Below are 13,346 nucleotides of genomic sequence, written 5' to 3' on the forward strand. Positions count from 1 at the left end.
AATGACTGATCCGGTGATGGCGCTCGACATCCTGCCCGAGTCGATGCTGCGCGACACCGTCGACCTGATGGTGCGCCTCATCGAGGGCTGCGGCGCGATCGTGATCATGGTGGGCGCGGTCGTGGCCATGGCGAAGTTCGTCGGGACGCTGGTGCGACGAGATGTCGGGGCGTTCTCGTCGGTGCGGCTGACGTTGGCGCGGTTCCTGGTGCTGGGTCTGGAGTTCCAGCTGGCCGCCGATGTCCTACGCACCGCGATCTCGCCGTCGTTCGAGGAGATCGGCAAGCTCGCGGCGATCGCGACGATCCGGACGCTGCTGAACTACTTCCTCAATCGCGAGATCGCCCAGGAGCAGCGCGAAGTGGAGGCGGCCCGGGAGCCCAGGGCGTCTTGAGCTTCGTCGACGCCTTCGCTGCGTGCTTGACCGTGGCCGGGGTGGTGGTCGGCCTGGTGAGCTGGGTTCGGTTCCAGCGCCCCCTGGTGGCGCTGCGCGCCATGCTGGAGTGCTTCACCGGCGCCGGACTGCTGCAGCTGAGCATGGTGCTGTCGTGGCCGGCGGTGTTCGGTGTCGCAGCGTTGATCGCCGTCCAGTACGTGGTGGTCGGCCGCCTCACCGCCGATCTGATGTCGACGGAGAAAGCCGGCCATTAGTCAGACCCGGCGGCGCTCCCGCTCGTTCGCCAACTCCACGGTCACCACGTCCACGGCCAGCGACTGGCTGTAGCCGCGGCGGGCCAGCATTCCGACCAGTCGCCGGATCACTTTGTTCTGCGCGTCCCGGTCGTCGGGGTCTCCGAGCTTCTCGCGGCGCAGCTTGTCACGGACCAGTTGCTCGGCGCGGGTGCGCTCGGCGTCGGCGTCGATGTCGGTTAGCGCGGAGGTGATGACCTCATTGTCGACGCCCTTCTTGCGCAGTTCGGCAGCCAAGGCGCGCTTGCCTTTTCCGGCGTGCGTGCGCCGGGACCGGACCCACTGCTCGGCGAAGTCCTCGTCGTCAATCAGCCCGACCTCGGCCAGACGGTCGAGCACCGTCGCACTGACGTCGTCCGGGAAGCCGCGTTTGGTCAGCTGCCCCTCCAACTCGGCGCGGGTGCGCGCCCGGGCGGTGAGCAGGCGCAGGCACACGGCCCGCGCCTGCTCGGCGCGCCTGGCGGGATCCTCGGGCGACTCCGCGGAACTAGAAGTCGACGGGAGCGGGAAGGACGTCATCGTCGGCCGTCACGACAGCACCGATACCGAGCTTCTCTTTGATCTTCTTCTCGATCTCGTTGGCCACGTCGACGTTCTCCAGCAGGAACTTGCGGGCGTTCTCCTTGCCCTGGCCCAGCTGTTCCCCCTCGTAGGTGAACCAGGAACCGGACTTGCGGATGAAGCCGTGCTCCACGCCCATGTCGATCAGCGAGCCTTCCTTGCTGATGCCGCGGCCGTAGAGGATGTCGAACTCGGCCTGCTTGAAGGGAGGCGCCACCTTGTTCTTGACGATCTTGGCCCGGGTCCGGTTGCCGACCGCGTCGGTGCCGTCCTTGAGGGTCTCGATCCTCCGAACGTCGATCCGCACCGAGGCGTAGAACTTCAACGCCTTACCGCCCGTGGTGGTTTCGGGACTTCCGAACATCACACCGATCTTCTCGCGCAGCTGGTTGATGAAGATGGCGGTGGTGCCCGAGTTGTTCAGCGCACCGGTCATCTTGCGCAGCGCCTGGCTCATCAGGCGGGCCTGCAGACCGACGTGGCTGTCGCCCATCTCGCCCTCGATCTCGGCGCGCGGCACCAACGCGGCCACCGAGTCGATGACCAGGATGTCCAGCGCGCCGGAACGGATCAGCATGTCGGCGATCTCGAGGGCCTGCTCACCGGTGTCCGGCTGGGAGACCAGCAGCGCGTCGGTGTCCACGCCGAGCTTCTGGGCGTAGTCGGGATCCAGCGCGTGCTCGGCGTCGATGAACGCGGCGATACCGCCGGCGGCCTGGGCATTGGCCACCGCGTGCAGCGCCACGGTGGTCTTACCCGAGGATTCCGGGCCGTAGATCTCGATGACACGGCCGCGGGGCAGCCCGCCGATGCCGAGTGCGACATCCAAAGAGATGGACCCGGTGGGGATGACCGAGATCGGCGCGCGGACATCGTCGCCGAGCCGCATCACCGACCCCTTGCCGAAGTTCTTGTCGATCTGCGCGAGGGCCAGCTCCAGAGCCTTCTCGCGATCAGGGGCCTGTGGCGCCATGGTGATACCTCTTCCGGTAGTCGTTGTTGACCGGTTCTCGGTCGGTTAGCCGCGACGCTAGATCAGGCCACCGACAAGTCCTCGACACTGCTTTTTCGGATCTGCCACCACAGTAGACGAACACCTGTTCGATTCAAGTGGACACGCCGACGGACTACTTTTCCGCATGACCCGGCACGCCGTCCGAGGCAATCAGCCGGAGTTCCCGGCGCGCGTCGTCGGCGGCCGGGTTGGCCCGACCAAGTCCTGGACGCGCCCCGCGCACCGGTCCTATCGTGGATCATCCGCCACGGAACGGACTGTCATGCATGAGATGGCGATCACCCAGAGTGTCGTCGACGCCGTGTGTGAACACTCCGCCGGTCGCCGTGTGCGCAGCGTGCGACTGGAGGTCGGCGCACTGTGCGCTCTGGTCCCCGACTCGATGCAGTTCTGCTTCGGACTGGCCACCGAAGGCACTGTCGCCGAAGGTGCCCACCTCGACATCGCCGTCCGCCCCGGGACCGGGCACTGCCGCACCTGTGGCAACGACTTCGCCCTGGCCGACCTGATCCTGCTCTGCCCGTGCGGCAGCGCCGATGTCGAGGTGATCGCCGGCAAGGACATCCGAATCCGATCGATGGAAGTGAGCTGACGATGTGCGCAACCTGCGGTTGCGGGGACGACGGGTCGACGGTCACCGTCCCCGGCGCCTCGCACCACCACCATCGCGATCACGATCACGATCACGATCACCCTGCCACTCCCACCCACACCATCGACCTCGAGCACCGTGTACTGGCGAAGAACGACGCGCTGGCCCAGCAAAACCGGCGATGGTTGACGCAGCGCCGGATCGTCGCGCTGAATCTGACGAGTTCTCCGGGCGCGGGGAAGACCCGACTGTTGGAGAGGACCATCGGCGACCTGGTCCCCCAAGGCCCGATCACCGTCATCGAAGGCGACCAGGAAACCCTGCTGGACGCCCGGCGCATCCGGGCCACCGGCGTGCCCGCCGTACAAGTCAACACCGGCGCCGGTTGCCACCTCGATGCCCAGATGATCGGGCAGGCGTTGGCCGCTCTGAACCCCCCGGAGCACTCTCTGCTGTTCATCGAGAATGTGGGGAACCTGGTCTGCCCGGCGATGTTCGACCTCGGCGAACTGGCCAAGGTCGTGATCATCTCGGTCACCGAGGGTGACGACAAGCCGCTGAAGTATCCGCACATGTTCGCCGCCGCGGGACTCGTGCTGATCAACAAGTCCGATCTGCTTCCCTACGTCGACTTCGACGTCGACCGGTGCACCCACTACGCACGGTCGGTGAACCCCGGTGTCGAGGTGCTCACGCTGTCGGCGAAGACCGGCGAGGGCACCGCGGACTGGTACTCGTGGATCGCCCTCAAGATCGGCCATCCCGCGTCCCGGAACTAGTTCGGCGATCCGTTGACACGGATGCCCGGTGCGAGTAAACCAAGTTATCAACGGCGTGCAAGTGGGCCGAGGGTCGACTCCTACGCTGTAGGGGTCCCAGCCCGGGCTCCGGAAAGCTGTGACACATGCCCACCGAGGCAGCAGTCAAAGCGGAGGAGGCACTGATCCACGTGCTGTGGATCAATGCCGGATTGAGTTGTGACGGCGATTCCGTGGCGTTGACTGCCGCCACGCAACCCAGCATCGAGGAGATCGCGCTCGGCGCGCTTCCCGGTTTGCCCAGGGTCGCCGTGCACTGGCCCCTGATCGACTTCGAATGTGGTCCGAACGGGGGCGCCGACGACTTTCTCGCGTGGTTCTTCAAAGCCGACCGGGGCGAACTGGATCCGTTCGTCCTGGTGGTCGAGGGATCCATCCCCAACGAGAAGATCAAGGACGAGGGTTACTGGTGCGGGTTCGGCAACGACCCGGCGACCGGCCAACCCCTGACCACCAGTGAGTGGCTGGACCGGCTTTCGCCCAAGGCTACCGCCGTCGTCGCGGTCGGCACCTGCGCCACCTACGGCGGCATCCACGCGATGGCCGGCAACCCGACGGGAGCCATGGGCGTTCCGGATTATCTCGGCTGGGACTGGAAGAGCAAGGCGGGCATACCGATCGTGTGCGTGCCCGGTTGCCCGATACAGCCGGACAATCTGGCCGAGACGCTGACCTATCTGCTGTACATGGCGACCGACCAGGCGCCGATGATCCCCCTCGATGACGCCCTGCGCCCGAAGTGGTTGTTCGGCGCCAGTGTGCATGAAGGCTGTGATCGGGCGGGCTACTACGAGCAGGGCGATTTCGCGACCGAGTACGGTTCCCCGAAATGCATTGTCAAATTGGGTTGTTGGGGCCCGGTGGTCAAATGCAACGTTCCCAAGCGCGGCTGGATCAACGGGGTCGGCGGGTGCCCGAACGTCGGTGGCATCTGCATCGGCTGCACCATGCCCGGGTTCCCCGACAAGTTCATGCCGTTCATGGACGAGCCACCGGGCGGCAAGGTCTCGACTGCGGCGTCGGGCATGTACGGATCGGTCATCCGCAGCCTGCGCCATGTCACCGGCCGCACCGTCGACAAAGAACCGAAGTGGCGCCATCCCGGCTCGCAACTCACAACCGGAGCGACTCGCACCTGGTAGGTACGGTTCGCCACGGGGCGCCCAGGCGTGCTTTCGCGTATCGAAACACCCTGTGACGCTTCTCATCAGAAGAACAGAGAAGAGATGTTTCGATGACAACGATCATTCCCGAGCCTTCTCATGTGAAGCGGGAGCCCGGCCAACTCGTGGAGATGGCCTGGGATCCGATCACCCGGATCGTGGGCAGCCTCGGCATCTACACCAAGATCGACTTCGAGAACCGAGAGGTCGCGGAGTGTCACAGCACGTCGTCGATCTTCCGCGGCTACTCGATCTTCATGAAGGGCAAGGATCCCCGCGACGCGCACTTCATCACCAGCCGCATCTGCGGCATCTGCGGCGACAACCATGCGACCTGTTCGTGCTACTGCCAGAACATGGCGTACGGCGTCAAACCGCCGCACCTCGGGGAATGGTTGATCAATCTGGGCGAAGCCGCGGAATACATGTTCGACCACAACATCTTCCAGGAGAACCTGGTCGGTGTGGACTACTGCGAGAAGATGGTCTCCGAGACCAACCCGAGCGTCCTGCGCAAGGCTGAGAACACCGAGGCTCCGCACGCCGGGATGCACGGTCACCGCACGATCGCCGACATCATGCGGGCGCTGAACCCGTTCACCGGTGAGTTCTACCGCGAGGCACTCCAGGTGAGCCGGTGGACACGTGAGATGTTCTGCCTCATGGAGGGCCGGCACGTGCACCCGTCCACGCTGTATCCGGGCGGTATCGGCACCACCGCGACAGTCCAATTGATGACCGACTACATGACCCGGTTGATGCGCTACGTCGAGTTCATGAAGAAGGTCGTGCCGATGCACGACGATCTGTTCGACTTCTTCTACGAGGCGCTTCCGGGATACGACCAGGTGGGCTTGCGACGCACACTGCTGGGGTGCTGGGGCTCGTTCCAGGACCCCGAGGTCTGCAACTTCGCCTACCAGGACATGGAGCGTTGGGGTGACGCGATGTTCGTCACGCCCGGCGTCATCATCGACGGCAAACTGCACACACACTCGCTGCTCGACATCAACCTCGGGATCCGAATCCTGCTGGGCCACTCCTACTATGACGACTGGACCGACCAGGAGATGTTCGTCAAGACCGACCCGCTCGGCAACCCGGTCGATCGGCGCCATCCGTGGAATCAGCACACCAACCCCAAGCCGCAGAAGCGCGACTTCGACGGCAACTACAGCTGGGTGATGGCCCCGCGCTGGTTCGACGGCAGGGATCATCTGGCGCTGGACACCGGCGGCGGCCCCCTCGCGCGGCTGTGGTCGACGGCGCTCGCCGGCCTCGTCGACATCGGTTATGTGAAGGCGACCGGCTCCAGCGTGCAGATCAACCTGCCGAAGACAGCGCTCAAGGGCCCGGTCGAATTCGAGTGGAAGATACCGACATACGGCAGCAACACCCTCGAACGCAACCGGGCACGGACCTACTTCCAGGCCTACGCGGCCGCCTGCGCGCTGCACTTCGCCGAGAAGGCGCTGACCGAGATCCGCGCCGGCCGCACGAAGACGTGGGAGAAGTTCGAGGTGCCCGACGAAGGCATCGGCTGCGGCTTCACCGAAGCCGTGCGCGGAGTGCTGTCACACCACATGGTGATCCGCGACGGCAAGATCGCCAACTACCATCCCTATCCCCCGACCCCCTGGAACGCCAACCCGCGGGACAGCTACGGCACGCCGGGCCCCTACGAGGACGCCGTCCAGGGCCAGCCGATCTTCGAGGAGAACGACAGAGAGCACTTCAAGGGCATCGATGTCATGCGCACCGTGCGCAGCTTCGATCCGTGTCTGCCATGCGGGGTGCACATGTATCTCGGTGACGGTAAGGAGCTCCAACTGCTGCACTCACCGACCCAATCCCTCACCGGGGAATGAGGCATGTCGCCGACCCCGGCAGTGACGGCCCCGCCGCGCGATGACGCCCGGTGGCGCGTCGCCGGCGACCGGATACAGAGCCTGCTCGACGCGTTCGCCGCCGACGGTGTGGTCGCGCGTGAACGCGCCGAGCAGCTGGTGCGTGAGGTGACCGACCTCTACGGGGCGGCCCTCGCGCGGATGCTGGACGTGGCGGTGGCCGCCGATCCCGCCCGGGCCGACGAACTCGTCGCCGACAACCTCGTCGCCAGCCTGCTGCTGGTGCACGGACTGCATCCGCACCCCACCGAGCAGCGGGTGGCCGCGGCCTTGGAGGGGGTGCGCCCCTACCTCGGCTCGCATGGGGGCGACGTGTCGCTGCTGTCGGTCACCGACGGTGTGGTCCGGCTGCAGTTCCACGGCAGCTGCAAGAGCTGTCCGTCGTCGACGGTGACTCTGGAACTGGCCGTGCAGGACGCGATCCGGGCATCCGCGCCGGAAATCTGTGACATCGAGCTCGTCGCCGCCGACCCCGATCCGGAGGCCGGCGTGATCCCGGCCGAGGCGCTGCTGCGCCGCGTGCACCGGCACGCGACCACATGGCAGGCGGCGCCGGAACTGGCCGAGCTGCATGACACCGAAGTCGGCGGCTTCCGGGTTGGGCAGACGACGGTACTGGCCTGCCGCCTCGGCACCGAGGTATTCGTCTACCGCGACCGCTGCCCCGCCTGCACCGGATCGCTGGCGGGTGCCCGGCTGACCGGTGCCGTGCTGCGCTGTCCCTGCTGCGGCGCGGGGTTCGACGTCATTCACGCCGGGGCCGGTGTGGGCGGAGACGGACATCTGGAACCGGTGCCCGTGCTCGAGCGCGAGGGTGTGCTGTCGATGGCGATCCCCGCCGCCGCGGAGGTCGCCTGATGGAGACGACTTTCGATGTGCTGGCCCGTATCCGGGCCACGCGGGCAGCGCCACAGCCCACGGATGATCGGTGCGAGATGTGCGCCGAACCGATCGCCGGCGAGCACCGACATGTGGTCGATCCCCGGAATCGCCAGCTGATGTGCGTCTGCCGCGGCTGCTACCTGTTGTTCACCGACACCGCGGCGGAGTTGCGGTATCGCGCCGTGCCCGACCGCTACCTCGCGTTCGGCGAGTTCGGGATGGATCGCCGGCAATGGGAATCACTGGAGATCCCGGTGGACCTCGCGTTCTTCTTCACCAACTCTGCTCTCGGTCGCACCGTTGCGTTCTACCCCGGACCCGCAGGTGCCACCGAGTCAGAACTCGACCTGCAGGCCTGGGACGACGTCCGCGCCGCCGATCCGCGGGTGGACCGTCGGGCCGTCGACACCGAGGCGCTGCTGATCCGGGTGCCCCACGAGCAGGACGCCGACCCGCAGGCCTATCTGGTTCCGATCGACGCCTGTTACGAGTTCGTCGGCCGATTACGCATGCTGTGGCGCGGATTCGACGGCGGCCAGCAGGTCCGCGACTACATCGAGGGGTTCTTCGGGCTGCTCGACGAGCGCGCGACGGTGGTGAGGCGCGCATGACCGACCTGACGTTCGCCGTCACCGGCATCGCACCCGAACCGTACGCGGTCACCCCCATCCTGATGGCGCGCCTTGCTATCACTGCGACGGACGACGCACCCGTCCATGCGATCGCCCTACGGTGCCAGGTGCGCATCGAACCGCTGCGACGTTCCTACTCCGATGACGAAGAAACCGCGTTGCTCGACTTGTTCGGGCCGCGCCGACGGTGGTCGGCAACCCAGAACAGTTTCCTGTGGCAGCACGCGACGGCGATGGTGCCCGGCTTCACCGGCACCACCGAGGCTGCGTTGCCACTGGAGTGCACCTACGACTTCGAGGTGAAAGCGGCCAAGTACCTGCTCGCCCTCCGGGATGGCGCCGTTCCCCTGCAGTTCCTTTTCAGCGGAACGGTTTTCGTGCAGCACACCCGGGGTTTCGGTGTCGCGCAGGTGCCGTGGGACCGCGAGCACCGCTACGACATGCCGGTGTCGGTGTGGCGCGACCTCATCGCCGCGCACTATCCCGGCGTCGGCTGGCTGCGGCTGAGCCGCGACACCATCGATGCGCTGGCGGCCTACCGGTGCGCCCGCGGGCTGCTCAGTCTCGACGATGCCGTTGCCGAGCTGCTGATCGCGGCGAAGGAGTTGTGGTGAGCGCCGCATGGGACCGGGCCCGCGCCGTCGCCGACGCGGTGCTCTACGAGGGTTATCTGCTGTATCCGTACCGTTCGACATCGTCGAAGAACCGGTCGCGCTGGCAGTTCGGTGTGCTCGGGCCCAGCGGAGCCGAGGAGTCGGGCATCGGCGAGAACGCCGCGCTGGCCGTGCAGGTGCTAATCGAACCGCATGGCGCAGCGTCGGTCTCGGGCGTGGTGCGGTTCCTGCAGCTGCAGCGTCGAGACGTCGAACAAGCACTGCCGGACGGACGGTTCGAAGCCGTAGAGGAGCTGCGGGCCGGGCACAACCTGTGGGTGACCTGGGACGAGGCCGTGGAGCAGCAGGTCGACATCGGCCCGATCGATGTGACGGCGCTGCCTCGGGTCCTCGACGTCTCGGTGCCGGGCGGCACAGATGTCGAAGCGGTCGCGGGCGGCCGACTGCTGCGCCGCCGTCGGGCCCTGCAGGCTACGCTCGCCATCTCCGCTGAGCGGGACGGCACGTTCCTTCGGCTGAGCTTGGAGCTGCGCAACACGTCGCCGCCGGCAGGCGGCAAGAACGAAGCCGTCGCGCTGTCGCTGATCGGCACCCACCTGCTCCTGGAGACCACGGGGACGTTCGTCTCGCTCCTGGAACCGTCCGACGCCGCTGCGGACGCCGTACAACGGTGTCGCCACCACCGCTGCTTCCCGGTCCTCGCCGGCCCGCCCGGCGACCGCTCGCTGATGCTGGTGTCGCCGATCATCCTCTATGACCACCCGGAGATCGCCGAACAGAGCAAGGGGGACCTCTTCGACGCGACCGAGATCGACGAGATCTTGACGCTACGGGTCATGACCATGACCGACGAGGAGAAGGCTCAGGCCCGCGCGACCGACGCGCTGGCCGCCCGGATCATCGACCGGTGCGACTCGATGCCGCCAGAGGCGATGCGCGACATGCACGGAGTCCTGCGCAATGCGCACTCAGGGGAATCCCAGCCAGCGCTGATCCCTGAGGTGCCTGCGGGCATCGACTGGTGGAGTCCGCCGACCGACACCGCGGTCCACCCGGAGAGTGACGCGGTGCTCGTCAACGGAGCCCGGGTCGCTCGAGGCAGCCGCGTGCGTCTGCATCCCGTGCGCCGGGCCGATGCCCAGGACCTGTTCTACGCCAACAGGACCGCACGCGTCGCCTCCGTACATGAGGACGTCGACGGTGGCAGGCACATCGCGGTTGTCCTCGACGACGATCCCGCGGCCGACATCCACGAGTGGTACGGCCGCTACCTGTACTTCGCACCCGATGAAGTGGAACCAGTCGCCGAAAGGAGCGCGCAATGGAGGTAGTCGGTCGGATCGCGGTGGTCGTGGTGACGGCCGCGATCCTCGGAGGCGCAGTGATCGGGGTGCGGTCGATCCCGGACATCCAGCGCTATCTGAAGATGCGTCAGATGTGACTCGGCGGAGGAGTTCACCACGTCACCCATCCTGGTCGCCGGTATCGGCAACATCTTCCTCGGAGACGACGGCTTCGGTCCCGAGGTGATTCGCCACGTCCCCCAGAACCTGGGACCGGGGGTGGTGGTCACCGACTACGGCGTCAGGGGGCTGCATCTGGCCTACGACCTGCTCGACCCGTGGGCGGCGCTGATCCTCGTCGACGCCGTGCCCGACCGGGGTACACCGGGCACGGTGCACGTCTTCGAGACGAGTCACGAATTCCTTTCCATGAAGGTGGGTTTCGATGCCCACGCGATGGATCCGGCAGCGGTGTTCGCGAGTTTGAACGCGCTCGGCGGCACCGCGCCGCCCACGGTGGTGATCGGGTGTGAGGTCGGCACCGTCGAAGAGGGCATCGGTCTGTCACCTCGTGTCGCTGCCGCCGTCCCCGTCGCTGTTGAGGCCGTCGGTGCCACGGTGACCGAACTGCGCACGCGCACCGCAGCAGGGAGGGGTTAAACGATGTGTCTGGGAATTCCGGGACAGGTCGTCGGCATGGCCGAGGGTTACGGCGGTCAACTGGCCGTCGTCGATATCGCGGGACAGCAACGCAAGGTCAATGTCGGGATGCTCCCCGAAGAGACGTTCAGCGCCGGCGACTGGGTGATCGTCTACATGGGATTCGTGGTGGAGAAGACGGACAGGGCAGGCGCGGATGCGGCACTGGCGGGCCTCGAGTTGCTCGGGAGAGGCCAAGGCGTCGAGGGGTCGCCATGACCGGGCGTCGGCGCGTCCGCGCGTGTGTGCGTGGAGTGGTCCAGGGTGTGGGTTTCCGGCCGTTCGTCTACACCCAGTCGACCCTGCTCGGGCTGTCCGGCTCGGTGCGCAACGACAGCGCAGGGGCCGTCGTGGAGGTCGAGGGCGGTGACACCGCCATAGACACCTTCCTGCGCCGGCTGCATGATTCCCCTCCGCCGCTGGCAGTCATCGAATCACTTGATGTGCAGGATATTCCGATCGTGGGCGGCACCGAATTCAGCATCACCGACACCACCCGTAGCGGTGGCGGCCGCACGCTGACCTCCCCCGACGTCGCCATGTGCGCCGACTGCGCCGCCGAGCTGCGCGATCCGCACAACCGGCGCTATCGGCACCCGTTCATCAACTGCACCAACTGCGGTCCGCGATTCACGATCATCGCCGCCCTGCCCTACGACCGCGTCACCACCACGATGGCCGGGTTCGCGATGTGTGACGATTGCGCCCGCGAATACGGCGATCCCGCCGACCGCCGCTTCCACGCCCAACCTATCTGCTGTCCGGCCTGCGGCCCGACCCTGCAGTATCACGGTGTCGACGCACACCGGGGCGAGGGCGAGGACGGGTTGGCCGCGGCACGCCGTCTGCTGCATGACGGCGGGATTCTCGCCGTCAAAGGCATCGGCGGATACCACCTCGCCTGCGATGCGACCGACGAGCACGCGGTGGCCCGGTTACGTGGGCGCAAACGCCGCGGCGACAAACCCTTCGCCGTGATGGTGGCCGACATCCCGACGGCGTATGCGATCGCCGAGATCGACGCCGCGTCCGCCGTCGTGCTGTCGAGCCCGGCGCGTCCGATCGTGCTCTTGCCCAGGCGGGCCGGATCTCCGGTCGCCGCAACGGTGGCCCCGCACAATCCCGACCTGGGCGTGGTGCTCGCCTACACGCCGCTACACGTGCTGCTCTTGGGGCTCGACGGCGACGAGTCCGGCCCTCAGGTGCTGGTGATGACATCGGGGAACCTCGGCGGGGAACCGATCTGTTTCACCGATCATGATGCTCTCGACCGGCTTTCGGGGCTGGCCGACGGCTGGTTGCTGCACGACCGCGCGATCCTGGTGCCGTGTGATGACTCGGTGATGCGGGCCGACACCCCGATCCGGCGTTCCCGGGGCTACGCACCGTTGCCCATCGCCCTGCCGATCGCGGTTCCGCCGACACTCGCGGTCGGCGCCGACCTGAAGAACGCGATGGCGGTGGCCGACGGGAAGTATGCGTGGCTGAGCCAGCACATCGGTGACATGGACGACCTGGCGACCTTGTCGGCGTTCGATGCCGCGCAGCGACATCTGCAGGAGCTCACCGGGGTGGAGCCGCAAGTGCTGGTCGCCGACGCACACCCCCTGTACCGCTCGACTGCCTGGGCGCACCGCAACGCCGCGGGCCGTCCGGTCCGGACGGTGCAGCACCACCACGCGCACCTCGCCGCGGTGATGGCCGAACACGGGTGCGACGGTGCGCAGCAGGTGCTCGGATTCGCCTTCGACGGAACGGGTTATGGACCCGACGGCGCTGTCTGGGGCGGCGAGGTGCTGCTGGCGGACTACAAGTCCTATCGGCGGCTGGCACAGCTGCGCTACGTGCCGCTGGCCGGTGGGGACGTCAGCGTGTTACGTCCGTACCGGATGGCGCTCGCGCATCTGTGGGCGGCGGGCCTGGCCTGGGCGCCCGATCTTGCACCGGTGCAGGCGTGTCCCGCCGAGGAACAACGCGTGCTGCGGCACCAGCTCGAGACCGGTCTCGGGTGTGCCCCCACCTCGAGCATGGGCAGGTTGTTCGACGCCGTCTCCGCGCTCGCCGGCGTGCGGCAGGTGGTGGCCTACGAAGCGCAGGCCGCGATCGAGCTCGAAGGACTCGCCCGCGGCTGCGAATCCGGCCGCGGGGCTTATCGGTTCGGCATCGACGATCAAGGGTGCCCTGCCCTCATCGACCCCGCGCCGGTGCTTGCCGCCGTCGTCGCCGACATCCGCGCCGGCGTCACGCCGGGCGTCGTCGGCGCGCGGTTCCACCACGCCGTCGCCGCGCTGATCGTGCAGCTCGCCCTCACACACCCCGGCCATCGCGTGGCGTTGTCGGGCGGAGTATTCCAGAATGCGCTGTTGCTGCAGCTGACGAGCAGGATGCTGGCGGACAACGCTTTCGATGTCATCAGCCATCGCCATGTGCCGCCGAACGACGGTGGTATCGCACTTGGTCAACTCATCGTGGGCAATGCCGGATAGGAGG

General features: G+C 67.0%; 15 protein-coding genes. 13 read left to right on the forward strand and 2 right to left on the reverse strand.

From position 1 onward, the window contains the following. Position 1 precedes the first annotated feature (1 nt). Positions 2-394 carry a DUF1622 domain-containing protein gene (locus tag ACAG25_RS15750; RefSeq protein WP_370489395.1) on the forward strand — a complete coding sequence of 131 codons (393 nt, stop codon included), beginning with the start codon at positions 2-4 and terminating at the stop codon, positions 392-394. Beyond that, positions 391-651, forward strand: a complete 261-nt coding sequence (locus tag ACAG25_RS15755) for a hypothetical protein (RefSeq protein WP_370489396.1) — start codon at positions 391-393, stop codon at positions 649-651. Before ACAG25_RS15750 ends, ACAG25_RS15755 begins: the two co-directional genes overlap by 4 nt. On the opposite strand, the gene recX is transcribed toward ACAG25_RS15755, so the two are convergent. Then, the gene (recX, locus tag ACAG25_RS15760; RefSeq protein WP_370489397.1) at positions 652-1,209 is read right to left on the reverse strand and encodes a recombination regulator RecX; all 558 of its coding nucleotides are present in this window, start codon (positions 1,207-1,209) and stop codon (positions 652-654) included. Further along, entirely contained in the window at positions 1,178-2,224 is a 1,047-nt protein-coding gene (recA, locus tag ACAG25_RS15765) for a recombinase RecA (RefSeq protein WP_370489398.1), read from the reverse strand. Before recA ends, recX begins: the two co-directional genes overlap by 32 nt. 304 nt (positions 2,225-2,528) lie before the next feature. On the opposite strand from recA, the gene ACAG25_RS15770 reads away from it, so the two are divergent. The 11 genes from ACAG25_RS15770 (at position 2,529) to hypF (ending at position 13,342) form a co-directional block, all read left to right on the forward strand. Continuing rightward, entirely contained in the window at positions 2,529-2,858 is a 330-nt protein-coding gene (locus ACAG25_RS15770; protein ID WP_370489399.1) for a hydrogenase maturation nickel metallochaperone HypA, read from the forward strand. Positions 2,859-2,860: 2 nt separating this feature from the next. After that, positions 2,861-3,637, forward strand: a complete 777-nt coding sequence (hypB, locus tag ACAG25_RS15775; protein WP_370489400.1) for a hydrogenase nickel incorporation protein HypB — start codon at positions 2,861-2,863, stop codon at positions 3,635-3,637. Positions 3,638-3,762: 125 nt separating this feature from the next. Then, positions 3,763-4,818 (forward strand): hydrogenase expression protein HypE, encoded by a 1,056-nt coding sequence (locus ACAG25_RS15780; protein WP_370489401.1) that lies wholly within the window; start codon positions 3,763-3,765, stop codon positions 4,816-4,818. A 92-nt stretch (positions 4,819-4,910) separates the two neighbouring features. After that, positions 4,911-6,707 carry a nickel-dependent hydrogenase large subunit gene (locus ACAG25_RS15785; RefSeq protein WP_370489402.1) on the forward strand — a complete coding sequence of 599 codons (1,797 nt, stop codon included), beginning with the start codon at positions 4,911-4,913 and terminating at the stop codon, positions 6,705-6,707. Between the two features lie 3 nt (positions 6,708-6,710). Further along, complete coding sequence (locus ACAG25_RS15790; RefSeq protein WP_370489403.1) at positions 6,711-7,604, forward strand: NifU family protein; 894 nt, start codon at positions 6,711-6,713, stop codon at positions 7,602-7,604. After that, entirely contained in the window at positions 7,604-8,239 is a 636-nt protein-coding gene (locus ACAG25_RS15795) for a DUF5947 family protein (protein WP_370489404.1), read from the forward strand. The genes ACAG25_RS15790 and ACAG25_RS15795 overlap by 1 nt, the downstream gene beginning before the upstream one ends. Beyond that, a complete protein-coding gene (locus tag ACAG25_RS15800; protein ID WP_370489405.1) occupies positions 8,236-8,874 on the forward strand; it encodes a DUF6084 family protein in 639 nt (212 codons plus the stop codon). The genes ACAG25_RS15795 and ACAG25_RS15800 overlap by 4 nt, the downstream gene beginning before the upstream one ends. After that, positions 8,871-10,205, forward strand: a complete 1,335-nt coding sequence (locus ACAG25_RS15805) for a hypothetical protein (RefSeq protein ID WP_370489406.1) — start codon at positions 8,871-8,873, stop codon at positions 10,203-10,205. Before ACAG25_RS15800 ends, ACAG25_RS15805 begins: the two co-directional genes overlap by 4 nt. Before the next feature lie 138 nt (positions 10,206-10,343). Continuing rightward, entirely contained in the window at positions 10,344-10,817 is a 474-nt protein-coding gene (locus ACAG25_RS15810; RefSeq protein WP_370489481.1) for a hydrogenase maturation protease, read from the forward strand. Positions 10,818-10,820: 3 nt separating this feature from the next. After that, positions 10,821-11,075 (forward strand): HypC/HybG/HupF family hydrogenase formation chaperone, encoded by a 255-nt coding sequence (locus ACAG25_RS15815; RefSeq protein ID WP_370489407.1) that lies wholly within the window; start codon positions 10,821-10,823, stop codon positions 11,073-11,075. Further along, the gene (gene hypF / locus ACAG25_RS15820) at positions 11,072-13,342 is read left to right on the forward strand and encodes a carbamoyltransferase HypF (protein WP_370489408.1); all 2,271 of its coding nucleotides are present in this window, start codon (positions 11,072-11,074) and stop codon (positions 13,340-13,342) included. Before ACAG25_RS15815 ends, hypF begins: the two co-directional genes overlap by 4 nt. Positions 13,343-13,346 lie beyond the last annotated feature (4 nt).

The sequence above is a fragment of the Mycobacterium sp. pV006 genome (genome assembly GCF_041287115.1).
GTDB lineage: Bacteria > Actinomycetota > Actinomycetes > Mycobacteriales > Mycobacteriaceae > Mycobacterium.